This is a genomic window from Clostridium sp. BNL1100 (genome assembly GCF_000244875.1).
Lineage (GTDB): Bacteria > Bacillota > Clostridia > Acetivibrionales > DSM-1351 > Ruminiclostridium.
Genome location: NC_016791.1, coordinates 1043890 through 1069861, shown reverse-complemented (window position 1 = coordinate 1069861; position 25972 = coordinate 1043890). Strand labels below are relative to the sequence as shown.

Below are 25972 nucleotides of genomic sequence, written 5' to 3'. Positions count from 1 at the left end.
TCACCCCTCTAACCGTTCTAAGTTCAATATTCCATTTTAAGATTTACAATACCTTCTTTTTATAGTTTAAATATTATAATGACGGTTTTGGGTGATTTTTGGGATACAAATAGTAAATTCACTTCCGACACCGTATTCACTTTTTACATCCAATCCATATTCAACCCCAAAATTCAGCTTAATTCTTTCATTTACATTAAATAATCCAAAGCCCTTTTGCTCCAGGGCCTCATCTTCTTTGGGCATTATAAAGAGCTTTTTTATTTTTTCAATTTGTTCATGATTCATTCCGATTCCGTTATCCTTTACCTTTAACAAGACAATATCACCTTGACAGTAGCCCTCTATAATTATTTTTCCCATTCCCCGCTTGTTTTTTATTCCGTGATAAAGTGCGTTTTCAACTATAGGCTGAAGTGTAAGCTTTAGAATACTGCAGTTTTCCAGCTGTTCTGAAATATTTATTTCATATTCCAGAATGTCCTGATATCGGTACTGTTGAATCTGGAGATAGCTTCTTATAAGCATCTCTTCTTCCTTAATACTTATATAATCATACCCCTTACTTAAGGCAATCCTGAAAAATCTGGACAATGCACTTACCATCTGTACAACATCCTTGGTTTTATTACCTTCAGCCAGCCAGATAATGGTATCCAATGTATTATAAAGGAAATGAGGGTTTATTTGGGCCTGCATAAGCTTTAATTCGGTCTTTCTTAAATTTATCTGTTCCAGCTTCACGTCCTCCACTAAACTGCCTATTTTTTCAATCATTGTGTTAAAACTTGTTGCTAACATAGCTATTTCATCACTTTCAGAATCCGGGACACGTGTGGTAAAGTCACCATTTCCAACCAACTTTGTTGATATACAGAGGTTTTTTATGGGCTTTGTAATACTGTGAGAAATAAATTCTACCAAAATAAGAGTTACTAGCAATAGTACGGCAAATATTATACCTGTAAATGTAACATTTCTTTTTCTTTCCGCTTCAATTTTGTTATGTACCTTGTTCATTTGAAAGGTTTCAATATATACGTATTTTTGTATGGCATCCGTAATCATCGTTGTGGTAGTTCTGATATCATTATCAAGAATCATTAAATTCTTATCGTATTTGGGCCCATCTGTTTCCATGTTTTCTTTAATAATTTCAGTACTGCGTTTAAGACTATCAATATAATCTTTCATATATTTGGTAGTACTTTTGTTTTCAGGCATTAAAGCGGATTTTCTTAAGTATTTTACTTTGTTATATGCATCTTCCAGTTTTCCTGAGATATCCTCCTTTTTGAAATTGCTTGACCCTATTACAATCTGATACATACTGTAATCATAATCATATTTAAATTTCTGGGAGAAATCATTGGCAACGGATATGCTTTTATATATTGCATTGTAGTAATCCGAATATGTGCCCACTTGGAAAATAAGATAAGAAACAAATGCCAAAAGCGGAATAATGGCAATAAACATCAAAGCTCTCATCTTTGTTTTTAATGAAATGCCCAAATATTTTTTAATTTTCATAATCATTTCTCCTCTTATTTGTATCCCAAGCTTGAATGCACCAAAAGAGACAGTCTTACTTTTATAAAAGACTGTCTCTTTCTATTTACTTTTTTAAATGCTATTTACTCTTTCTTTTTATTGATGCAAATATGCTCTGCAATATAATAAATATACACAGGAGTGCTGCAATTGCAATCTTTGTCCACCATGAAGACAGCGTACCCTGAAAAGTTATAATTGACTCTATTGTACCCTTTATCATTACGCCGAACAAACTGCCTATGACATTACCTACACCACCTGTGAGAAGTGTTCCTCCGATTACAGCCGAAGCAATGGCATCCATTTCGAAGCCTCTTGCCTGTTCAACAAAGCCCCCGCAGGAATTAAGAGCAAAGGCAAAACCTGCTAAAGCTGCAAGAAAACCATTAAGAGCATATACTTTCAGCTTTATTCTTCTGACGTTCAATCCCATCAGTAATGCAGACTGCTCATTTCCACCAACGGCGTAGATTGATCGGCCAAACTTTGTGTATTTTAAAATAACGAAAGCAATTATTAAAACAGCAATCGCAAGAATTACACTGGGGTAAATATAGGGATGGATTACTTTTCCCTTCTTTGTTACTGTTGAAATAAATGGTATATATATCTTGGCGTTTGCAATACCAAGGAACGCTTTATTTGTAATGGTTATCATTTCGTCACTGATTATTGCTGTCATTCCTCTTGCAAAAAACAGACCTGCAAGTGTTACAATAAAGGGCTGAATGTTCAGATATGACACCAGGAACCCCTGTACAAGACCAAACACAACACCGACAAACAGAACAATTACAATGCTTACCCAGGCATCCATGCCTTTTTTCTCCATCATCCAGGCAAGGAGCATACATGTCATTGCTATTACCGAGCCGATTGATATGTCTATACCCGCTGTAATCAATACTATTGTCATACCCACAGCTGCAATAATCAGTCCGGCGTTACTTATAAACAGGTTTAAAAAAACCTGCGGCTTTCCAAAACCTTTGTCTTGGAATATCACCATGCCGGAAATGTATAACACAAAAAATAATACAATAGTTACAAACAGCAAAAAGTTATTGCCGCTTATTTTGCTCCGTAAACTCTTTATCATTGTGTCACCTTCTCTCCAGCCTTACTGATTTTTTGCTTTTGACTGAAATTTTTGAAGAACTTTTTTAATTGTTTTGATTGCAAGGATACAATTATAATTACAACTATTGCTTTATAAACAGGCAGCTGGTCTGCCGATACTCCCATTGAATAAAGTGAAGTAGACAATGCCTGTATGGTAATAGCACCTATAACACTGCCTGCCAACGAGAATTTTCCTCCTGCCAGACTGTTACCACCCAGTGCAACTGCAAGAATTGCGTCCATTTCCATATTAAGTCCCACATTATTTGCGTCAATTGAATAAATTCTGGAGGTGGCTATTGTACCTGCTATTCCTGAACACAAGCCACAGAATGCGTAAGTTAAAAATATAATTAATGTTGAATTCAAGCCGATTAATCTACTGGCTTTTGCATTTATACCCACACTTTGAATATACATTCCAAGTGCCGATTTTCGTAGAAGAACTGAAGTCAGTATTACTACTGCTGCTGCTACAAAAATAGGTGTCGGCAATGGTACCCCCGGCAGTACAGAGCCCAGATACTTAAAGTTTTTAACTTTTATGTAAAGTATGTTTCCTCCTGTAATGAGCTGTGCAATACCACGACCGGCAGTAAAAAGAATCAACGTTGCTACCATTGGTTGGATTTTCAGTTTTGCCACAAGGAATCCGTTCCAGGCACCGCAAGCAGTTGCAGCCAGAATCCCAGCTAATACTGCAAGGACATAAGGTATATTATAAGCATCCCCAGTTCCCAATAAGAAACATGTCACCGCACCTGTTACTGCCATTACCGACCCCACTGAAATATCCGTTCCTGCAGAGGATGCCACACATACTGTCATACCTGCTGCAAGGATGATTAATTCGCTTGAACGGTTTATTATATCAATGAGATACCCGTAAAGTACCCCTTTGCTGTTAATGGAAATATTAAAAAAGTCAGGAGTTCTGATAAGATTCACAACCAATACTGCAAAGAGGCATACTAATGGCCAGAATAGCCTGTATTTTGTTATCTTTTTAATTATTTGACTATTCATTAGCATCACCCCCTGCGATAACCTTCATAACCAGTTCCTGAGACAATTCACTTTCGTCAAGTTCCCCCACTTTTCTGCCGTCTCGCAGAACAGCCATTCTGTTAACGGTACGAAGCATTTCTTCTATTTCGGAAGAAATAAACATTACCGTCATTCCTTTACTCGCAAAATCAACAACGAGCTTCTGTATCTCCGTTTTTGTGCCAACATCAATACCTCTGGTGGGTTCATCAAGAATTAAAAAGTCTGGCTCCGTCATAAGCCATCTACCCAGTATAACTTTTTGTTGATTACCGCCGCTGAGCTGTTTTATAGGGGTTTCACGGCTTGCAGTTTTTATCTGAAGCATATTGATAAACTTATCTGTAAGCTCCTCCTGCTCCTTTTTACTTATAAGTTTAAACATACCTCTCTTAGCTTGCAGAGCAAGTATCATATTTTCTCTTACAGATAAATCTGCTATGATTCCTTCTTCTTTTCTGTTTTCAGGACAAAAAGCCATTCCCGCTTTCATTGAATCTATCGGTGCCTTAAAACTGCATTTTTCCCCACTGACTTCCAGCTCTCCGCAATCTGACTTATCTGCACCATATATTACTCTTGCCAATTCGGAACGACCAGACCCTAAAAGGCCTGCTAGACCTATTACTTCACCTTTTTTGATTTCCAGGCTAAAAGGTTTGATAGTTCCGGTGTGACCCAATTCTTTTGCAGAGATAAAGTTCTCCTTCGTTGCTTTAATTTCCTGTTCCTTTGCTGCTTTTTTTATCAGCGCCAGATCGTCAAATTCCTTACCCATCATTTTTGCAACCAGCTGAACTCTGGGCAGTTTGTCAACCTCATATTCGCCTACCAGACTGCCATTTCGTAGCACCGTAATCCTGTCACATACTGCATATACCTGTTCTAGAAAGTGTGTTACAAATATGATACCTGTTCCCTGGGCTTTTAATTTTCTCATTACCTCAAAAAGTTTTTCAACCTCATATTCATCCAAACTTGATGTAGGTTCATCCAATATAAGCACTTTTGAGGTAATGTCAACTGCTCTGGCAATAGCGACCATCTGTTGCATAGCTACCGAATAATTGTCCAGAGATTTTGTAACATCAATATCAATATTGAAATTTAGTAAAATCTCTTTTGCTCTTTTATTTATTGCTTTCCAATCAATACGCCCCGCCTTTTTCAGCTCTCTCCCTATAAAAATGTTTTCTGCTACCGAAAGGTTCGGGCATAAATTTATCTCCTGGTATACAGTACTGATTCCGTTTGCTTGTGCTTCCTGGGGAGATTTATTAATAGCCGGATGATTTAAACCGTCTATAAGTATTTGACCTGATTCAAATTCTTCAACACCTGTCAAAACTTTAATCAACGTACTTTTTCCCGCACCATTTTCGCCCATAAGAGCATGAATCTCACCGGTCCTCAATGTAAAATTTACATCGGACAGCGCTGTTACTCCGGGAAAAGTCTTACAAATGTTTCTCATTTTAAGAACTTCATAACCTTCATTCCCCACGCATCTTCTCCATCCTTTCCCAATGACTTGCTGCAGTTAATCTTTTAAAAAAACAGGTGTGAAACAGTATTCTATTTCACACCTGTTTTTTTATTTAATTACAACATAAGGATTTAAATTAGTATTGACGATTTGGAAGCTCTTTTTCAGCTATTTCAGCAGGGTACACTTTTTCATCAACATACTGGATCTTTTCAACTTTTTCCTCATTCATAAGTTTTTTAGCCAGTTCAGCTACTCTTGGTCCATGTAACGGATTACATTCTACTGATACGTTCATATCTCCGGCTATCATGGACTTGAATGCCGCTTTAACCGCATCAAAGGATACAATTGTTACATCTTTTCCCGGAACCTTTCCTGCAGCTTTTAAAGCATCAATTGCTCCAAATGCCATATTATCGTTCTGTGCTACAACTACATCTATGTCATTATATTGTTTGAGAAAGGACTCCATAACTTCCTGTCCTTTTGCCTGTGTGAATTCTCCGGTCTGTTGTGCCAATATCTTAAAGTTGTCGTATTTCTTTATTGTTTCACCGAAACCTTTTGTACGGCCTATTTCAGCAGAAGATCCGATTGTTCCCTGAAGAACTACAACATTTTGTGTATCGGTCTTGCCTTTTTCTTTTATGTAGTTAGCCAACCATTCAGCTGCATTAACGCCTTCCTTCTGGAAGTCTGAACCAACCCAACAGCTAAAGAGTGAGTCATCTGAAACCTTTATCATTCTATCACAAATTATTACAGGTATTCCTGCATCCTTTGCTTCACCCAATACAGTTTCCCATCCGGTTTCTGTAACAGGTGCTATTGCAATAACATCAACATCCTGTGATATAAAATCTCTTACCGCTTTAATTTGATTTTCCTGCTTTTGCTGTGCATCTGCAAAAATTAATTTAAAGCCGTTTTTTTCTGATAATGCAGATTTCATGGATGCAGTGTTAGCTACACGCCAGTCGCTTTCAGCGCCAACCTGTGAAAAACCTATAGTTATCAACTTATTGCTGTCTGAATCATTAGCAGCTGTAGACGATTGGGCAGCCTGAGACGATTCAGAATCCTTTGAATCCGAACCGGTTGCTCCGCAACCTGCTGCCATTATCAATGAAAAGCACATTAGCAATGCAATTAACCTTTTTTTCATTAAATATTCCTCCTATAATAAACTTTACTGTCGGCTTTTCCCACCGACAAGACTATTTTAGCAAAGCTGTTTATTTATCTAAACAGAATATATTAAGAGTTTTTTATAATAATTTATTAAGTAAAGTTTTAATTCAAATAACGATATTGAAAAGTTGATTTTTTTATTAATTATGTTGAATAATTTGTTAAACCTAAATTATTTATAAAATAATTTAAACAATATATCTCGACTATAATTGCCAAAACCTTTCCCAAATATTGTTACACCGCCGACATTCTGTGAGTCAGGAAGTACTGCTATTCTGAAAGTCCAATATTTCTGACGAATATCCAAAGATGAAAGAGATGTATCGGAAACCTTTATTCCGTCTATATAAGATCCATCCTGTGTTATACGTATGGATTTATATAACCCGTATTGACCAACCTGCAGACTCCACCAATCAGGAGTATATCTGCCCCTGCTGTTTCCATAATCACCGGGACTGGTCCATTGACCGACTTTTTTTTCATTAAGAAAAAAAGTTATATCCGACGGCCAATTGCTGTTTATCCCCGGAGCTTCAGAACCAAGCTCCATTGATATTTCCAATTCTTCGGGCTGCTGCACGGAAAGCAGAAAATTGGGAATCTTGTATTCTACAAAACCTTCCGTAAACCAAAGTATTCCGGCATTAACTCTGTCCGGCTCCAAAAAATACCTTGGATCATCAAACTCACCTATAACCTTTTCAGGTGTTGCTATTCCGCAAGTGGGGGTAACTGTAAAATTCGAGTAATGACCTATGGGCATTGAGAATTTGTGGTAATTTCTTGTTTTTACCTGTCTGCTTGGAAATTGGATATCCAAGGAGTCTACGTCAAGAAAGCAGAGTTTTTGCACTGCCCCGTTAATACTTTTTCGTTCGGAATGAACAATGCCAGCTTTCTCAAGCTTTTTAACATGCATTGTTACTATCGCACTGCTCAAACTAAGTTCTTGGGCCAGCTGTTTTATATTTAAAGCATCCATTGCGAGTAAGTTAATTATTTTTATTCGTACGCTGCTGCTTAAAGCTTCATACACAGGCAGCCACTTTTCAGATATATCTATCTTCATTTATATTTTTCTCCTCGATTCAAATTAATACAAGTATAAATTACCTATCATAATTTGTAAATATTAAGTCTATTATTTGTATTGACATATAGAAAAATGGAATATAGTATATAGTTATTAAGGTAAGTATTAAGTGATTAATTTTTTTATTAATTACTTGCATTTAATTAATTATTTTATTGGAGGTCAGCATGGATAACGCAAAAATGATACTTAACAAAGACTATATTGTGGGGCCAGTTGATAAAAGAATTTACGGCTCATTTATTGAACATTTGGGAAGGGCGGTTTACGGTGGAATCTATGAGCCGGGACACCCTACAGCTGACAAATTCGGGTTTAGGCAAGATGTTTCAGAAATGATAAGAGAATTACAAGTGCCGATAGTAAGATATCCCGGCGGAAATTTTGTTTCAGGCTATAATTGGGAGGATGGTGTAGGCCCTGTAGATAAGAGGCCCCGACGCACAGAATTAGCTTGGGCTACAATTGAAACCAACGAAATTGGAACCAATGAGTTTGCAACATGGGCTAAAGAGGTAGGGACAGAAGTTATGATGGCAGTTAATCTGGGAACAAGAGGGGTTGATGCAGCCAGAAATCTTATTGAATACTGTAACCTTACTCAAGGAACATACTGGAGTGATTTGAGAAAGTCTCACGGTTACAGTCAGCCTCACAACATAAAGACCTGGTGTCTTGGAAATGAAATGGATGGCCCTTGGCAGATAGGTACAAAGACTGCGGAGGAATATGGAAGGCTTGCCTGTGAAACAGCAAAGATTATGAGAATGGTAGATCCTACAATAGAATTGGTAGCGTGCGGAAGTTCAGGAAGCGGTATGCCTACATTTGCCCAGTGGGAAGCTACAGTGCTTGAGCACACATATGAACATGTTGATTATATTTCACTTCATACGTATTATGGAAACCAAGACGGAGATACTGCTAACTTTCTGGCAAAAACTATGGATATGGATGCCTTTATCAAATCTGTTGTTGCAACCTGTGATTATGTAAAGGCAAAAAAACGCAGTAAGAAAAAAATAAACCTCTCCTTTGATGAATGGAACGTATGGTTCCACTCCAACGAAGCCGATAAAAAAATTGACAGATGGTCTATCGCACCACCTCAGCTTGAAGATGTTTACAATTTCGAGGATGCACTATTGGTTGGAAGTATGATGATAACTCTGTTAAAGAATGCCGACAGAGTAAAGATGGCTTGTCTTGCACAGCTTGTGAATGTTATTGCACCAATAATGACAGAGAACGGCGGAAGTGCATGGAAGCAGACCATTTACTATCCATACCTCCATACTTCAGTGTTTGGAAGAGGTACTGTTTTAAATACTATTATGAAAGCACCTAAGTTTGACACTAAGGATTTTACTGACGTTTCAGCCATAGATGCAACAGCAGTTATTAATGACAACAATGATGAAATTACCATTTTTGCAGTAAACAGGCATATGGAAAATAGTATGACTCTTGATGTTGAACTAAATGGCTTCGGACAATTTGAGGTTGTTGAACATATAGTTCTTGAACATAATGATGTAAAAGCTACTAATACAAAAGAAAATCCAAATAACGTTATTCCGAACAATAATGGAAATGCAATTGTAGAAGACGGAAGTATCAAGGCTTCCTTAAAGAATCTTTCCTGGAATGTTATAAGATTGAAAAAAGTAAAATAGTATTAATAGCTTTTATTGAGAACCATCTGGATTTTTTGCCGGATGGTTCTTATTTATTTTGAAACCCAGATGTTACCGTTCTAGTCACAGTCATATGCTACTGCTGCAGATACGTTCCACATAATCAAACAAAGATCTCAGAGTGGGGAATTTCCTATAATCTAAGACTTCATCACCAAATTCAAAATCAAATTCACTCTCTATAGCAACAATAATTTTAACAAACTCAAGGGAATTAATGCCAACATCTATCAAACTTGAGTCTATATCTGTCTCATTATTTATGGTTGCTGTAGCAATATTATCTAAAATTATCTTTTTTATTTTTTGCTGTATTAATGAATCACCTGATTGTATCATATTTTTCTCCCCTTTTTTATACAATTACCCTTACTTCTTTCATTTTTTACCTGCCATTTAGTGTATTTACCATAACATTGTTAATATTCATGGTCTTAAACATGCCATTTTTATTACTTGGGTTATATAAATTAAAGAGGCAACCTTTTAATTCCACAATACTTCTTACTATATAATCAGGACGTTCTTTTTTAAGATCCTCTATATCCGTATCACCCCAAGTAACAGCAATATTTTTTACTCCTGCGGATTTTGCACACAGAATATCGTTTCTGGCATCCCCAACCATTACGGAATCTTCTCTTGAAACACCTAACTTTTCCAGACAGAACACTAAACTCTCCGGGTGAGGCTTTGGGTTACAGACATCATCCGAGCAAACCAAAGTATCAAAATAGTTGAATAAATCCGCATTATCAAGTATTTCTATTGTTCTGGCCCTGTCTTTTCCCGTACATAGACCACACATATATTTATTTTCCTTTAAATCAGCCAATAGCTCCCTCATACCGTCATACACTTTTATTTCTGTTATCTTTCTACGGCTTATTTCTCTGTATGGCTCCACCATCTCTAATGGCAGATTCATTTTTTTAAATATATTCGGTAGTGAATCTCCGCTATGCCTTAGAAACTCCTCAAAAGATGGTATACCACCATCACCAACTGCAATCTTATAGCTTTCGAAAAAAGCCTGCCTCTGTACTTCAGTAGAATTTATAACAACTCCGTCAAAATCAAAAATTACTGCTTTTCTCAAACTACTCACCTACTTTTAATTTAATGTTATCGTATTTACATCAATGTTTCTCTGTTGTGAACAAATTTATAAATCAAATCTGTATTTTAAATTTGCCTTCTTAAAATGATTTAAAAATATTCTTATTACGTTGAAAATTACCTTTTCGCTTATCCTGTTGCACTTTTGCATGAAGCTTTGCACCTTTGCTTAAATACGCTTCATTTTGCTTTATTCTCCCATCCAGCATTACCAGTTCATAATGTTGCTTTCTATAGTTTTCAAGCCTTTCAAGGCTTATCAGCCCTTCCTCAATGGACAGCTTGACCGCACATCCGGGCTCTTTATCATGCTGGCAGTCCCTATATTTACATTTCTTTGCTATACTGATGATATCATCAAAATTTTGATTCAGAGCATCCTCTTCTCCCCACAGTTGCAATTCCCTTAAACCCGGAGTATCAATTATCATACATCCTGAATTATGAAATACCAGTTGAGCGCTTGTTGTTGTATGTTTTCCTTTTCCATTGAAATCACTTATTAAATTAGTTCTTTGTTTTTCCTCCCCAATTAAATAATTGATTATCGATGATTTTCCAACTCCCGAAGAACCTAGAAAAACTATTGTTTTACCTTGGAGCAGGTATTTATCAAAAATGTCCATACCGATATTTTTTAATACACTAATGGGGTAAATGTCCAAGCCTGCTGCAATTTTTCTCACTTTAACCACATGATCTTCAATGGATTCACAGCAATCAACTTTATTTAAGATGATAACAGGAGTAGCACCGCTGTTGTAGGCAAGTGTTATATACCTTTCGATTCTTTGAAGATTAAAATTTCCATCCAGACCACATACAATAAATACTGTATCTACATTTGCTGCAATAATCTGTTCCTCCGTAGTTCCCCCTACGATACACCCGTTTTTAACTTTTCTGCCTCCCGATATGGGTAACTTTCGAACAAAGGCAGTTTTTCTTGGTAAAACGTGATGAATTATTGCTTGACTATTATTTTCGGTTAGTTTTATTAAGGTCCAATCTCCAACCGCAGGAAAGTGTTTCTTTTTACTTGCCGTATAAATAAATTTTCCTGACAGCTTCGCATTAAAAGACTTATTCTCCAAGCATACCGTATAATTGTTTTTCTGTTGGGACAAAATTCTTGCGGGAATCAATTCCTTATTGCCATATTCGGCAAAAGACTTCTCAAAAAAGCTGTCCCATCCCAATCTGTCTAAATTCATGAAAACCCCCTATAAGCTCTAATCTGATTAAACAACTTTTAAATGATTGGTCAGCGCCCTTAGCCCAAGTTCATAACCGTAGCCTTGAAAACCTGATATTTGACCGACAGCCTTTTCAGCAAAAATTGATTCCGAATGCCATCCTCCTCTGGAGTAAATATTTGATAAATGCACTTCAACAAAGGGCTTATCAATTGCAGTTAACGCATCAAGAATAGCATATCCGCCTTTTGTATATGCTGCAGGATTAATAATAAAGCCCTCAACTTTTTCAATATTTTGCTGAATGAAATCTACGATATCCCCTTCATGATTTGACTGAAAGAAAATAAGCTCAAAATTCAAATCTACTGAAAGCTTTACCAAGCGTGCTTCAATATCCCCCCAGGTTTCTTTTCCATAGTACCCGGGTTCTCTTATCCCCAGCATATTTATGTTAGGTCCGTTTATCACACCAATAATTCTTTTCATCATTTTTCTCCTATGGTATATATTTGACTGACAGATTCTTCTACAAAAAATTTTACCATAATATTCATATTCCAGAAATTTCTTATATTAAATATTTTCGGTCATATACAACCTTTCTATCAAGTTTACAGTATTATATCCGTCTTCCGGGGTTAAATAGGATGACAATTCACCCCTAATTGTACTTATAAAGTAACGTGTAAGCCCATCAAAAGCTGTGAGTGCATTATTTGTACTTTTATCAAATACTACTTCATTTCTAAAACCATCCAACCTGCTAACGGCTATTGAATCCTTGTCCCATAGCCTATCATTGCTAAAACCAAAAAGTGTTTTAAGTTCAAGAGTACCTTTTGACCCTTGAACATCAAAATATGTATGGTCACCTTTTACAGGTGACATCCAGCATAAATTCAAATCTATAACCGTATCGTCTTCAAATATTATATTGGAGGTTATTGCATCTTCCACATCAATGACAGAATTCTGAAACTCTCCCGTGTCAAACCACGACGCACCTTTATCTTTATCCGAATTGTAATTACGAGAGGCTTTGAACCTAATATCTTTTACACGATTTTCTTTTAACAGCATCAGACACAAATCAAGTATATGTGGGCCTAAGTCTATTAAAACACCTCCACCTGAGAGTTCTTTGTTTGTGAACCAGGTTCCGGGCCTTGGAACCCCTGATTTTCTAATCCAGCCTGCTTTTATTTTTTTTATTTCTCCTATTTCTCCTTTTGAGATAATGTCGGCCATCTTTTTTATATCTTCGCGGAACCTATTCACAAAACCAGGCATGAAAACTCTTTTGTTTTCCCGAGCAACCCGTATAATATCTGCCGCATCTTTGCTATGAATTGTGATGGGCTTTTCACACAAGACATGCTTGCCTTTTTGAAGTGCTTTTATAGAAAAATCCCCATGTGTATAATTAGGAGTTGAAATTACTACTGCATCGATTTCTGATTCCAGAAAATCCTCATAATTATCATATGCTTTATTAATGTTAAATTTTTTTGTGACACTGTTTGTTTTGTGGATATCGTTATCAAAAACCGATATGATATCCACTCCTTTAATTGTTTGAAAAGCAGGAATATGTGCATTTTGTGCAATCCATCCACAACCTGCAATACCTATTTTTATACTGTCTTTCATCATTTGGCCCCCATTTTAACATTTATTTTATTAAAGCTCTTTTCCCATTTGAAACAATACAGTATAGTATTTTGATTCCAGTTCATAAAATTTTGAAACACTCTGTATTAAGCTCCTAAAGGCTTCCTGCCTATAAACACCTGAATACATATATTTTGCGAGGGCTCCTCTTGTAAATATCCAGTTACTGAATATCTCTTCAAAAGTAGTGCAACATTCTGATTCAGAGCCGTATAGGTTTGTTATTAAATATTTCTCTACCTGTTTTATATTTACAATATTGTTAATTCCATTCAACAGCCATTGAATACTATCATCCAGAATAGATTTATCCATAACTATTTTTTCCAGATCCAAGGTGAATTTGTTTAAGTAATCCAGATGTTCTTGTATTAAATCTTTGTTTGCGTTTACATATGACAAAAATAAATATCTATTATCCTTGTCAGTTTTCTTTTGAGCCATTGCGGAATTATAATAAAATTCATAATATGTAGCATCATTTGTTCTAAAATTGGAAAGGTACCCATTGTATGAATTTATAATATCCTCAAAACCAATGGTACAGGGCTTATAGGATAAATTGTCACGATGTTCATGTTCTATTATATTAAATACTTTTGCACTTTCGTCATATCCATAAACAAGCAAAGTATGCGGCCAATGACTCTTTTGATACATCTCCGGCCTAATGGATTCGTAAAAACAATCAATCCAAATTACAACCGGTCTTTTCTTATTTATGGAATTGATTATATCCTTAACAATATTTTCACTGGAATTTTTTGTATCAACCATTATGCCTTCTTCTTCCAACAACTTCTCTATATGTTTTACTTGGACATATTCCACGTCTAACTTCATTTCTGTTGAATCTTCGTCATATGAAAATACCGGAACATCGTTAATCAGGAATGTATTTATACTTCTTCCATATAGCTCTATAACCGGAAAAGCAGAATTATAGAAACAGTTTTTATAATATATTTCATTAAACGGCTTGATTCCTTCTATCAAAACTCTATTGGAGGAAATCTCTTCTGAAGCAACTTCAGAAACTGTCGGCAAGGTAATACTTATGTTGTCTTCCTCTTTTATCATTGTCTCGTCAACGTTACCGGAGGTGAATACTGATGCAAGCTGCCTTACCGTTTTGAGTTTAAATACATCGTAGCTGGCTATCTTTAAGCCCGCTTTTTCCATCTCAACTTCCAACTTTATTGCCAAAAGTGAGTTTCCGCCCAAATCAAAAAACGTATCGTCTATGCCTACAGTTTCTACATTCAATACTATCTGCCATATTTTGCAGATTTCCTCTTCTACTTTGTTTCTCGGGGGTACATACTCAGTTTTAGCTGGGTTGCTGCTTACCCTTTCAAATTTGGGTATCTCCAGAAGCTCCTTAACTGTGCACTTCATTAATGGGGACATGTATTCTCTGTGTAAAAGCTTCTCCTCGTTTACTATATGTACTTCCCATTTTAGGTCACCCGGCTTTGTTGCTGCTACTGTTTCTACCTGAGCCTCATTATCCTCATGGCTTGGCGCCTTTGACACTTCCTTCTCTTCTACTGCCGCTCTGGAGTCAGGATAGCTGGAATTGAAGTAGCAATCAACATATTTGGCCCTTGCAGGTACCTTATCAACGGCAATTTTGAATTTTATACCTTTTTCTGTTGTACCTACTCTTTCCCATCCCGTTCTCTCAAGGAATTCCAGTACAGGCTTATTCTTTTCCGTAAGCAGATATTCCGTTTCCATAATGTCAATACCTTGCTCTCTGCATTGCTTTGCAAGGCCTACCAGAATTGAATCCTCTATTTCTTTTCCCAGTACCCTGCAGCTTAACAGCAGTGTTTCAACAAACAGGCTATTCCCTTTTTCTTCCGTTATTACCACACCTACAAGTCCGTAGTCCCCAAATCTGTCGGATACTTTTATTACATGGCATTTTTTATCGGGTAGCAGGGTTATTTCATTTATTTCTTTTTCGGTTCTGCGTATTGTGCTGAGATTGAATTGGTTTGTTCTTTGTGTTAATTGAGAAACCCTGTCGGTCTCCTGTTCCTCCATTATGTTCATACTCATTTTGATTTCCAGTCCTTTAAGGAAATCATCCAGTGAGGATAGTTCCTTTTGTGACTTCTGCCTTTTCTTTTCAGCAGTGTACATTTGGGCTCTTGTCCTGTCCTCTTTTGTTACCTTCAATTTGTCAAAGGCCCAAACATGCCTTAGATACATTTCTATCTGATTTTGATCCTCAGGCAGTTGCAGGGTCAATACTTGCGGACAGTTTGTCATTACTTCGGCACACTCTGCCGGATTATCATCAATGAATATACAGCTGTCTATTCCCAGATTTAACTCAGCTGCCATCTCCGCTATGTTCTGAGACTTGTTGTTCCAGTTAATCCGATATGCTGCAAAATGTTCTTTCTTCAACATCATTTGTTTGTTGTTATCAAAGACTTCCCATACATCCTTTTCATTGTTCTTACTGCATAAAGCAAGAAGCATTCCTTCATTGCGTTTTTGCAGCATGAAGCTTTGAAGTGCACGATATGGTTCAGCCACATCTACTTCACTCTCAGTTCCCTCACCGCATATGCCACTCCAAAGAGTATTGTCACAGTCAAGTACTATCACCTTGAAGGTTTGTTTTTTCCATGCACATATTTTTCGTGCTGCCATAGTCCCTATTACAGAGAAGTATTCGTCGGTAAATGGTATGTGCCCGGCTTTATCTTTGGATTTATCAAAAATCTCTCCGACATCATATAATTCTTCTGCCAAGCTAAAGTCTACCGTATAAACCTCTTTGATATTCTTTAAGCTTTCCTTCCATCTTCTGTTCATTTCTTCAAGGTGATTCACTAGTTCAGTACCAAGGGAAAGATGGGTTGAAACCGGGAATATACCAACAAAGTACGGGATTGATTTTTTCTTGTTTTCAAGGAGCTGTACCAGTTCCCTAAAGTTCCTTTCAAGCTTTTCAATCTTTGACCCGTCTTCTGACATATCATCCCTGATCCAGTCCTCAAAACGTACAAGCAGTAAGTTCAGTCCTGTATTTCCGGATATCAAACTGGATTCGTTTAAAAGTTCCTGAAATACCTGATTGTACGGAGCAAATTCAATCTCCACAGGCTCCTTGAACTCTTTACACCACCATGCGATATAGTCCAAGATAGGTTCGGCTGTAAACGTGGAGCTTACAGCTAACTTCAAGGAGTTGCTTCCTTCTGAACCGTTGTTCTTCCTCTTCTGCTCTATCAGTAGCCTTTCTTCATTGGTAAACACATCGATTTCCGATACGACCTGAGTCGGGTTATTTACGACATCCTCTAAAAGCATAATGAAATGCTTTATGAAGGTATCCATTGTTTCCTTTTTATACAGGTCCACATTATATTCAAGTACACAGCTAAACCCTCCTTCTTTCTGAGGGTATACATCCATTTTAAAATCCAGTGTTGATGTTTTTCTGCTGAATTCATAATTGGAAAACCTTATGTCCTCCGGTTCATCCTCCGTATTTGTGTCAAACTCATTATGGTAAATCAACATTGCATCAAACAACGGATTTCTAGAACGGTCTATTTTTGATGACAGCTTTTCTACCAGCTTGTCAAAGGGATAACTTTGATTATCATATGCCGCAACTATTATATCCCTTGAATACTTTAAAAACTCCTGAATTTTACTTTCAGTATCAATATTTATCCTGATGGCAATCGAATTTACAAACATTCCGATAATATCGTTCAACTCTTCATAGGGCCTTCCTGCAACAGAAGAACCTACTACTATATCCTTTTGTGAGGAATATTTGTTTATGAGTAAGGCAAACATGGAGAAAAACAGTATATTCAAGGTGATATTCTGTTCTTTTACCAGTTCATGTATTTTATCTTTTATGTCACTTAAAATACTAAAGTTAATTGTGTCTCCATTAAAGGTCTGAACCCTTGTCCTTTTGTAATCAAGAGGCATTGCAAGTTCAGGTATCTGTCCTGAGAAGGTATTCAGCCAGTATTCCTCCTGCTTGCTCATACTCCCTGATTTTATTAGCTTATTTTGCCATTCGGAGTAATCCTTGTAGTGTAACAAAGTCTTAGGTAAACTTTTTCCATTAAGCAGTTGTATGAACTCATTTACTAAAATATTTACTGAGACTCCGTCAGATATAATATGGTGCATATCACATATTAATATATGCTTTTGGCTTGATAATTCAACCAGACCTACCCGCAACAATGGTGCTCTTTCCAACTCAAACGGACGTATAAACTCCTCAATAACTCTGTCCACGTCTGATTCCTCTGCCATAATATGTTCTATTTTAAAGTCTGCTTCTTTATGAATTATCTGAACAGGTTCGCCATCTACCACCTTAAATGAGGTTCTGAATGCTTCATGTCTTTGTATTAATGCTTTAAACACTTCTTCCAGTCTCACCTTGTCCAGTTCACCCGCAATAACATTTACACCCGGATTATTATAGTTTGTTGTAGCCCCTTCCATTTTATTTATTATGTACATTCTTCTTTGAGCAGAGGAAAGAGAGTAGTATTCCTTTTCTTCAACCGGTTGAATATTTGTATATAAGCTCTTATCCAGATTCCCGATTAGTTCTGCCATTTCTCTTACAGTCGGTGCACTAAATATATCTCTTAAAAACATTTCAACGCTGAACCTGTTGTGAATTTTAGATATAACAGATACAGCCTTTAGTGAGTTTCCGCCCAATTCAAAAAATGAATCGTCTATGCCTACAGTCTCTACATTCAATACTATCTGCCATATTTTGCAGATTTCCTCTTCTACTTGGTTTCTTGGTGGTACATACTCAGTTTTAGCCGGGTTGCTGCTTACCCTTTCAAATTTGGGTATCTCCAGAAGCTCCTTAACTGTGCACTTCATTAATGGGGACATGTATTCTCTGTGTAAAAGCTTCTCCTCGTTTACTATATGTACTTCCCATTTTAGGTCACCCGGCTTTGTTGCTGCTACTGTTTCTACCTGAGCCTCATTATCCTCATGGCTTGGCGCCTTTGACACTTCCTTCTCTTCTACTGCCGCTCTGGAGTCAGGATAGCTGGAATTGAAGTAGCAATCAACATATTTGGCCCTTGCAGGTACCTTATCAACGGCAATTTTGAATTTTATACCTTTTTCTGTTGTACCTACTCTTTCCCATCCCGTTCTCTCAAGGAATTCCAGTACAGGCTTATTCTTTTCCGTAAGCAGATATTCCGTTTCCATAATGTCAATACCTTGCTCTCTGCATTGCTTTGCAAGGCCTACCAGAATTGAATCCTCTATTTCTTTTCCCAGTACCCTGCAGCTTAACAGCAGTGTTTCAACAAACAGGCTATTCCCTTTTTCTTCCGTTATTACCACACCTACAAGTCCGTAGTCCCCAAATCTGTCGGATACTTTTATTACATGGCATTTTTTATCGGGTAGCAGGGTTATTTCATTTATTTCTTTTTCGGTTCTGCGTATTGTGCTGAGATTGAATTGGTTTGTTCTTTGTGTTAATTGAGAAACCCTGTCGGTCTCCTGTTCCTCCATTATGTTCATACTCATTTTGATTTCCAGTCCTTTAAGGAAATCGTCCAGTGAGGATAGTTCCTTTTGTGACTCCTGCCTTTTCTTTTCAGCAGTATACATTTGAGCTCTTGTCCTGTCCTCTTTTGTTACCTTCAATTTGTCAAAGGCCCAAACATGCCTTAGATACATTTCTATCTGATTTTGATCCTCAGGCAATTGCAGGGTCAATACTTGCGGACAGTTTGTCATTACTTCGGCACACTCTGCCGGATTATCATCAATGAATATACAGCTGTCTATTCCCAGATTTAACTCAGCTGCCATCTCCGCTATGTTCTGAGACTTGTTGTTCCAGTTAATCCGATATGCTGCAAAATGTTCTTTCTTCAACATCATTTGTTTGTTGTTATCAAAGACTTCCCATACATCCTTTTCATTGTTCTTACTGCATAAAGCAAGAAGCATTCCTTCATTGCGTTTTTGCAGCATGAAGCTTTGAAGTGCACGATATGGTTCAGCCACATCTACTTCACAGGCAGTTCCTTCACCGCATATGCCACTCCAAAGAGTATTGTCACAGTCAAGTACTATCACCTTGAAGGTTTGTTTTTTCCATGCACATATTTTTCGTGCTGCCATAGTCCCTATTACAGAGAAGTATTCGTCGGTAAATGGTATGTGCCCGGCTTTATCTTTGGATTTATCAAAAATCTCTCCGACATCATATAATTCTTCTGCCAAGCTAAAGTCTACCGTATAAACCTCTTTGATATTCTTTAAGCTTTCCTTCCATCTTCTGTTCATTTCTTCAAGGTGATTCACCAGTTCAGTACCAAGGGAAAGATGGGTTGAAACCGGGAATATACCAACAAAGTACGGGATTGATTTTTTCTTGTTTTCAAGGAGCTGTACCAGTTCCCTAAAGTTCCTTTCAAGCTTTTCAATCTTTGACCCGTCTTCTGACATATCATCCCTGATCCAGTCCTCAAAACGTACAAGCAGTAAGTTCAGTCCTGTATTTCCGGATATCAAACTGGATTCGTTTAAAAGTTCCTGAAATACCTGATTGTACGGAGCAAATTCAATCTCCACAGGCTCCTTGAACTCTTTACACCACCATGCGATATAGTCCAAGATAGGTTCGGCTGTAAACGTGGAGCTTACAGCTAACTTCAAGGAGTTGCTTCCTTCTGAACCGTTGTTCTTCCTCTTCTGCTCTATCAGTAGCCTTTCTTCATTGGTAAACACATCGATTTCCGATACGACCTGAGTCGGGTTATTTACGACATCCTCTAAAAGCATAATGAAATGCTTTATGAAGGTATCCATTGTTTCCTTTTTATACAGGTCCACATTATATTCAAGTACACAGCTAAACCCTCCTTCTTTCTGAGGGTATACATCCATTTTAAAATCCAGTGTTGATGTTTTTCTGCTGAATTCATAATTGGAAAACCTTATGTCCTCCGGTTCATCCTCCGTATTTGTGTCAAACTCATTATGGTAAATCAACATTGCATCAAACAACGGATTTCTAGAACGGTCTATTTTTGATGACAGCTTTTCTACCAGCTTGTCAAAGGGATAACTTTGATTATCATATGCCGCAACTATTATATCCCTTGAATACTTTAAAAACTCCTGAATTTTACTTTCAGTATCAATATTTATCCTGATGGCAATCGAATTTACAAACATTCCGATAATATCGTTCAACTCTTCATAGGGCCTTCCTGCAACAGAAGAACCTACTACTATATCCTTTTGTGAGGAATATTTGTTTATGAGTAAGGCAAACATGGAAAAAAACAATATATTCAAGGTGATATTCTGTTCTTTTACCAGCCCGTATACTTTATCTTTTATATCACTTGAGATATTAAAGTTAATTGTGTCTCCATTAAAGGTCTGAACCCTTGCCCTTTTGTAATCAAGTGGCATTATAAGTTGAGGTATCCGGCCTGAGAAAGTATTCAGCCAGTATTCCTCCTGTTTGCTCATACTTCCTGATTTTATTAGATTATTTTCCCATTCGCAGAAATCTTTGTACTGGAGAAGCATTTCTGTCAATTTCTGCCTATTATACAGAGTGAAAAATTCCTTCATCAAAATTCGCATAGAACTTCCATCAAAAACAATATGATGAATATCATGTATCAATATATGCTTGGTTTTTGACAAGGAGATAAGACCAACCCTTATAAGGGGTGCCATTTTCAAGTTAAAAGGACGTATGAACCCATCGATAATATCCCTTACCTGTGATTCCTGTGCGTCTATGTACTCAATAGTAAAGTCGATATCTTTGTGAATTACCTGCACAGGCTCATCATCTACCACCTTGAATGAGGTTCTGAATGCTTCATGTCTTTGTATTAATACTTCGAATACTTCTTCAAAATGTTTTCTATCCAGTTCCCCTTCAATAGTATTTACACCGGGAATATTGTAGTTTGTTGTTTCCCCGTCCACCTGACTCATTATATACATTCTTCTCTGGCCTGAGGATACATGATAGTATTCTTTTGCCTCAGCCGCCGGGATCAGAGTTTTTTTATTATATTTTAATTCATTTGAAGTAGTACTTTCACAGGCTTGAGTTGTCTCAATAAACCTTGCAAAATCATAAACTGAAGGATTATCAAAAAAATCACTTATATTTATGTCGAGATTCATAAGATTCTTAATACCGCTTACTATATTTATTGCAAGTATTGAATCTCCTCCCATACCATAAAAATCATCATATATATTTATTTCGTGCAATCCCAAGGCTTCAGTCCATATTTTTCCTACTGTTTTTTCAATCTCAGTGTATGTCTCCCCCTCTTTCCCTTTTAAAACAAAAGAGTGAATTTGTTCCTTTGCCCTGTTATTTCTTCCGGATACTGATTTCTTTAATTCCTGCTCAATTTTTAGTTTCAGACTCTGGGACATTCTTATAAAATTCTGCTCAGAAGATAGAATTGGATCACTGTAATCCAATTCTCCGATTATAACTCTTTCCATATCACTCAGTAAGGCTTTTCCAAATGCCTCTATTCCATCCTGAGTACTTATGGCTTTGAAAACATTGTCCTTGTTTACTCCATAGTCTGCGGCCATTCCGGTTTCCTTCCATGCAGGCCAGTTTATGGTCAAGGTTCTTTTTCCAAGTCTGTTTCTATAGTGAGTGTATGCATCTAAATATGCATTTGCCGCTGCATAATCGCTTTGTCCCTCACCACCTAATAAACTTTTTATTGATGAAAAGAGAACGAAGAATTCCAATTCATCACTTTCTGTTGCACGGTCAAGGTTATATGTACCGATTATTTTTGAAGCCAGTACTTTTGTAATTTGATCTTCATTTTTTGTTATAATCAGCCCGGCTCCCGGCACTCCGGCACTGTGGATTATTCCGTTGATTTTTGTGTATTGAGTCCTCAATTGATTAATAACTGCAGAAACTTCCTCGTAGTTAGTAACATCTGCCCGGCAATATGCAATATTTGAACCGGTACTCTCTATCTCTAATAATGATTTTATCTTTTTACCGAGCTTTTCATTTTTATCATCTTTGATAAACTCATCCCATTTATCCCGCTCAGGAAGCTCAGTTCTGGAAAGCAACGCAAGGTTAATGTTTTCCTTTGATGCAAGGTATTTGGCAATTTCAAGTCCGATACCGCCAATTCCTCCTGTAATGATATAAACGCCCTTTTTATTTAAAACAAGATCATTTTGTGGTATTTCGGATGCTATTACGGATTCGAATACCTCAACATATCTCTTTCCGTTACGATATGATACTAAAAAGTTCTTATTCTCCCTGCCGATTTCTGAAATCAGTTCTTTTGCAATCATATTGTCATCGATATCTATACATCTAACTTTTAAATCCGGGTATTCCTGGCCTACAACCTTCCCATATCCAAAAAGTGCAGTATTTTGGGGGATTATTGCTTCTTCTTTTCCTGTTACCTTATTGGCATATCCAGAAATGAGTACAACATCAAGGGCTCCCTTCAGCTTGCTGTTTACTAAGGCTCTGGTAAGGTAAAACATCGTGTATATGGATTGGGATGGATTCCCGACTGTTTGATTTATTTTTTCACCGCAATCACTGGTTAGTTTTGATAAATATAAAATCTGAGTTATTCCATACCCCATAGTATCTCTTAGTAATTTTGCAAAATCCTCTTCTCCTATGCCAACAGTATACCGGTACTCGCTAACTCTGTGATAGCTCGTCCCTATATCCGCTTCTATGACACTATTCTGTCTTTGTTTTAATTCAGATATTATACTTTCCGCATTTACGCTATCATCTTTAATAACTAATATGGTTTTGCCGTCTTCTTCAATATCTTCATAGAAATTCTTCTCCTCTTCCCATCGCAACCTAAAGAACAAGTTGTCTATAGCTTTGTTTTTCCCTATCGTATGACTTATATCCTTTACCTTTTTCATTGTAAAATCATGAATTTTTACAACGATTTCTCCTGCAGGATTAATTATGGATAAGTTGTGTTTTACAATTTCTTTACTTCCATCCCTTTCAGGAAGTTGGTTTATGTACACATAACTATTTGCAGGTATAGGTTTAAATATCTCTATCTTTTTATATGAAAACGGTAAATAGAAAAACTCACTACTTATGCCTAAAGCAGTAGCATTGTCCAAAATTGCAGGATGCAGCATATATTTATCAACTTCGTCAACAAGATGTTTTAAAGGTTCAATATATACAAGACCTTCGTCATCTCCGCTTCTGATACTTTTCATACATTGCCATCTTGAACCAAATTGCATCTTTTGGTTATAGTCAAACTGGAAGGTTTCTTCACTGCCAAGTCTTGAAAATAATTCCTTCATGTTGATGTTTTCCGGACTTTCAAGCTTACTCAATGACAGTTTTCCGGTAGCATGGAGATTCCATTTATCCTGACTATCCGTTTCATCAGCTTTCTCACAGCTGGCTACTGAAAAATACACTTCTCCATTTTGTTCTCTTATGCAAGTATGTGCACTTATTGTTTCATCTTCTCTTACTATCAAAGGAGTATAGAATTGAACATCCTCAATGCAGGCAACCTCCTTTTTGTAGCAGTATTTTGCTGCTTGTACGGCAATTTCAAGGTAAGTTGTTCCCGGGACTGCACTGATACCGCCAATTGAATGCTCACTTAACACCCAATGTCTGTCTATATTAAAATCTGTTGCGAATATAATTTCATTAATTGTCTTAACTAAACATCTGTCAAGGAGGGGATGATCAATCTCCTTGTAGTATTCTTTAGTATTAAAAGCTTCATTTTTATTTTCATTGTCAATTTGTAGCCAACATCTTTTTTGTGTAAAGGGATAGACGGGGATATTGACTTTAGTGTTATCTTCGTCTTTATATAAATCCTTCCAGTCAAATTCGGCACCTTGAATATATAGAGTACATATGTCAAATAACAATCTCCTATCCACTTTACCGGTGCAAACAAAATCATCAATTTTCGTCAATGCTCTTTTTAGTATATCGGCTTCAATAGTTTCCCTTGTCTTGCTATCTCTATTGTGGGGATGATTATTTTTCGGTTCTCCATAGAAAATGCCCTCTGCATTGTGCTCATCCAATTTTATGGATTCAAGCTTGCCGATAATGTCCTGTAGGCTTTCTTCCGGTTCCAGAAAAACAGCAATTCTATACTTGTAGTGACCTCTTCCTGTGTTTGAGGTATAACATATATTTCTGAAATCTTCTTTTGTTGCCTTTCTGAAAAATTCTATATATGTATCAAATAGACTTCGAAGGGATTCTTTTGATTTTGCAGAAACAGTAAGCACATTCAGAAAGCCTGTCACATCATTGACTTTAGTCGAAGGAGCTTCCTCCAAAACCATGTGGCAGTTTGTGCCACTTAATCCATAAGAGCTGACTCCACACCTTCTTGGGGAGCCTTCCGTATCCCAATCCATGAGTTTATCTGCAATATAAACCGGAGATTCTATCAGGTTTAATGCCTTGTTAGGACTATTAAAGGAAGCCAAGGGAGGTAGTTTTCTGTTTTTTAAAGCCAATACCGCCTTTACGAAACCTGCAACCCCGGCAGCAGTGTCAAGATGTCCCAAATTTGTCTTTACAGAGCTTACGGCACAAAAACTGTTTCTATTTGTATAGCTTCTGAATGCACTGGTAATTCCGTCTATTTCTATTGGATCACCGATTTTGGTACCAGTCCCGTGAGCTTCTATGTAAGCTATTGTTTCGGGTTCAACCTTTGCATCCTTCCAGGCCATTTTTATAACATCAGCCTGAGCTTTTGGGTTGGGGGCGGTTATTCCGTTTGAACTGCCGTCCTGATTTATGGCAGAACCTTTTATAACGGCATAAATCGGATCACCGTCCTTCAAGGCCTTTGATAAAGGTTTCAATAATACGGAAGCTACACCTTCACCTTCTCCGGTACCGTCAGAGCTATTATCGAATGACTTGGTTCTCGAATCAGAAGACTCAATTCCAAGTTTATTTTCATACTCAAAAGGGGCCAGTATTATTTTTACAGCCCCGGCTATTGCCATATCACATTCACCTGACCTTATTCCCTGACATGCATAATGTATGGCTACCAGTGATGAAGAACATGCGGTGTTTACTACAATACTTGGCCCTTTTAAATCCAATATGTAAGATATGCGGCTTGCAATGACGGAGGTAAGGTTTCCTGCTTCGGCAATAGAAAATGCTTCAGGCTGGGTATCCAATATTAATCTTTTATATTCTGAATCACCACGGAATCCCACATATACTCCTGTCTTCGTTCCCTTGAGTCTATCTCCGCCGTATCCTGCATCTTCAATTGAGTTCCATGCTGTTTGGAGGAATAATCTCTGATTTGGGTCCATTAGTCCTGCCTCTCTGGGTGAAATCTTGAAAAATTCACAATCAAATTTGTCAATTTGGCCCAGAAAAGCCATTTGTCTGTACTTTATGTCCGATGGGTCAATTTTTTGGTACTCCAGAAAATCATCTATGTCTCTGCGCCTATTTTCGGGAAATGAACATACACAATTGATTTTATTACTTATAATATCCCAGTATTGATTTATATCTTTTGCCTGAGGTAAATTAACCGCCATTCCTATAACAGCTATTGGCTCTTCTGATTTTGTATTTTTTTGTCTTAATACCTTAATCATTTCATATGCTTGTTCTTCACTAATACTTCCCGATAGTACATTCTGTACTATTAACTTTTGTATCCTTTCCATA

General features: G+C 37.0%; 13 protein-coding genes. 1 reads left to right on the top strand and 12 read right to left on the bottom strand.

All coding sequences use genetic code 11. The features are described from left to right. Positions 1 to 66: 66 nt before the first annotated feature. The 6 genes from CLO1100_RS04415 to CLO1100_RS04390 form a co-directional block, all read right to left on the bottom strand. Positions 67 to 1533, bottom strand: a complete 1467-nt coding sequence (locus CLO1100_RS04415; protein ID WP_014312548.1) for a sensor histidine kinase — start codon at positions 1531 to 1533, stop codon at positions 67 to 69. Between the two features lie 100 nt (positions 1534 to 1633). After that, positions 1634 to 2656 (bottom strand): ABC transporter permease, encoded by a 1023-nt coding sequence (locus tag CLO1100_RS04410; RefSeq protein WP_014312547.1) that lies wholly within the window; start codon positions 2654 to 2656, stop codon positions 1634 to 1636. Beyond that, the gene (locus tag CLO1100_RS04405; RefSeq protein ID WP_014312546.1) at positions 2653 to 3705 is read right to left on the bottom strand and encodes an ABC transporter permease; all 1053 of its coding nucleotides are present in this window, start codon (positions 3703 to 3705) and stop codon (positions 2653 to 2655) included. Before CLO1100_RS04405 ends, CLO1100_RS04410 begins: the two co-directional genes overlap by 4 nt. Continuing rightward, complete coding sequence (locus CLO1100_RS04400) at positions 3698 to 5230, bottom strand: sugar ABC transporter ATP-binding protein (RefSeq protein WP_014312545.1); 1533 nt, start codon at positions 5228 to 5230, stop codon at positions 3698 to 3700. Before CLO1100_RS04400 ends, CLO1100_RS04405 begins: the two co-directional genes overlap by 8 nt. 118 nt (positions 5231 to 5348) lie before the next feature. After that, a complete protein-coding gene (locus tag CLO1100_RS04395; protein ID WP_014312544.1) occupies positions 5349 to 6380 on the bottom strand; it encodes an ABC transporter substrate-binding protein in 1032 nt (343 codons plus the stop codon). A 198-nt stretch (positions 6381 to 6578) separates the two neighbouring features. Next, positions 6579 to 7481, bottom strand: a complete 903-nt coding sequence (locus tag CLO1100_RS04390; protein ID WP_014312543.1) for an ArsR family transcriptional regulator — start codon at positions 7479 to 7481, stop codon at positions 6579 to 6581. A gap of 191 nt (positions 7482 to 7672) precedes the next feature. Between CLO1100_RS04390 and CLO1100_RS04385 the strand changes: the two genes are divergently transcribed. Next, positions 7673 to 9181, top strand: coding sequence for an alpha-N-arabinofuranosidase (locus CLO1100_RS04385; RefSeq protein WP_014312542.1), 1509 nt, complete (start codon positions 7673 to 7675; stop codon positions 9179 to 9181). Positions 9182 to 9271: 90 nt separating this feature from the next. Here the strand turns inward: CLO1100_RS04385 and CLO1100_RS04380 are convergent, their stop codons facing one another. The 6 genes from CLO1100_RS04380 to CLO1100_RS04355 form a co-directional block, all read right to left on the bottom strand. Then, positions 9272 to 9541 carry an acyl carrier protein gene (locus CLO1100_RS04380; protein WP_014312541.1) on the bottom strand — a complete coding sequence of 90 codons (270 nt, stop codon included), beginning with the start codon at positions 9539 to 9541 and terminating at the stop codon, positions 9272 to 9274. Between the two features lie 46 nt (positions 9542 to 9587). Next, complete coding sequence (locus tag CLO1100_RS04375) at positions 9588 to 10301, bottom strand: HAD-IA family hydrolase (RefSeq protein ID WP_014312540.1); 714 nt, start codon at positions 10299 to 10301, stop codon at positions 9588 to 9590. 100 nt (positions 10302 to 10401) lie between these two features. Continuing rightward, a complete protein-coding gene (gene rsgA / locus CLO1100_RS04370; protein ID WP_014312539.1) occupies positions 10402 to 11535 on the bottom strand; it encodes a ribosome small subunit-dependent GTPase A in 1134 nt (377 codons plus the stop codon). 27 nt (positions 11536 to 11562) lie between these two features. Beyond that, complete coding sequence (locus CLO1100_RS04365) at positions 11563 to 12006, bottom strand: type II 3-dehydroquinate dehydratase (RefSeq protein WP_014312538.1); 444 nt, start codon at positions 12004 to 12006, stop codon at positions 11563 to 11565. Between the two features lie 87 nt (positions 12007 to 12093). Further along, a complete protein-coding gene (locus CLO1100_RS04360) occupies positions 12094 to 13173 on the bottom strand; it encodes a Gfo/Idh/MocA family oxidoreductase (protein WP_242836680.1) in 1080 nt (359 codons plus the stop codon). Between the two features lie 27 nt (positions 13174 to 13200). Further along, a complete protein-coding gene (locus CLO1100_RS04355) occupies positions 13201 to 25971 on the bottom strand; it encodes an HAD-IIIC family phosphatase (protein WP_014312536.1) in 12771 nt (4256 codons plus the stop codon). Between the last annotated feature and the right edge of the window lies 1 nt (position 25972).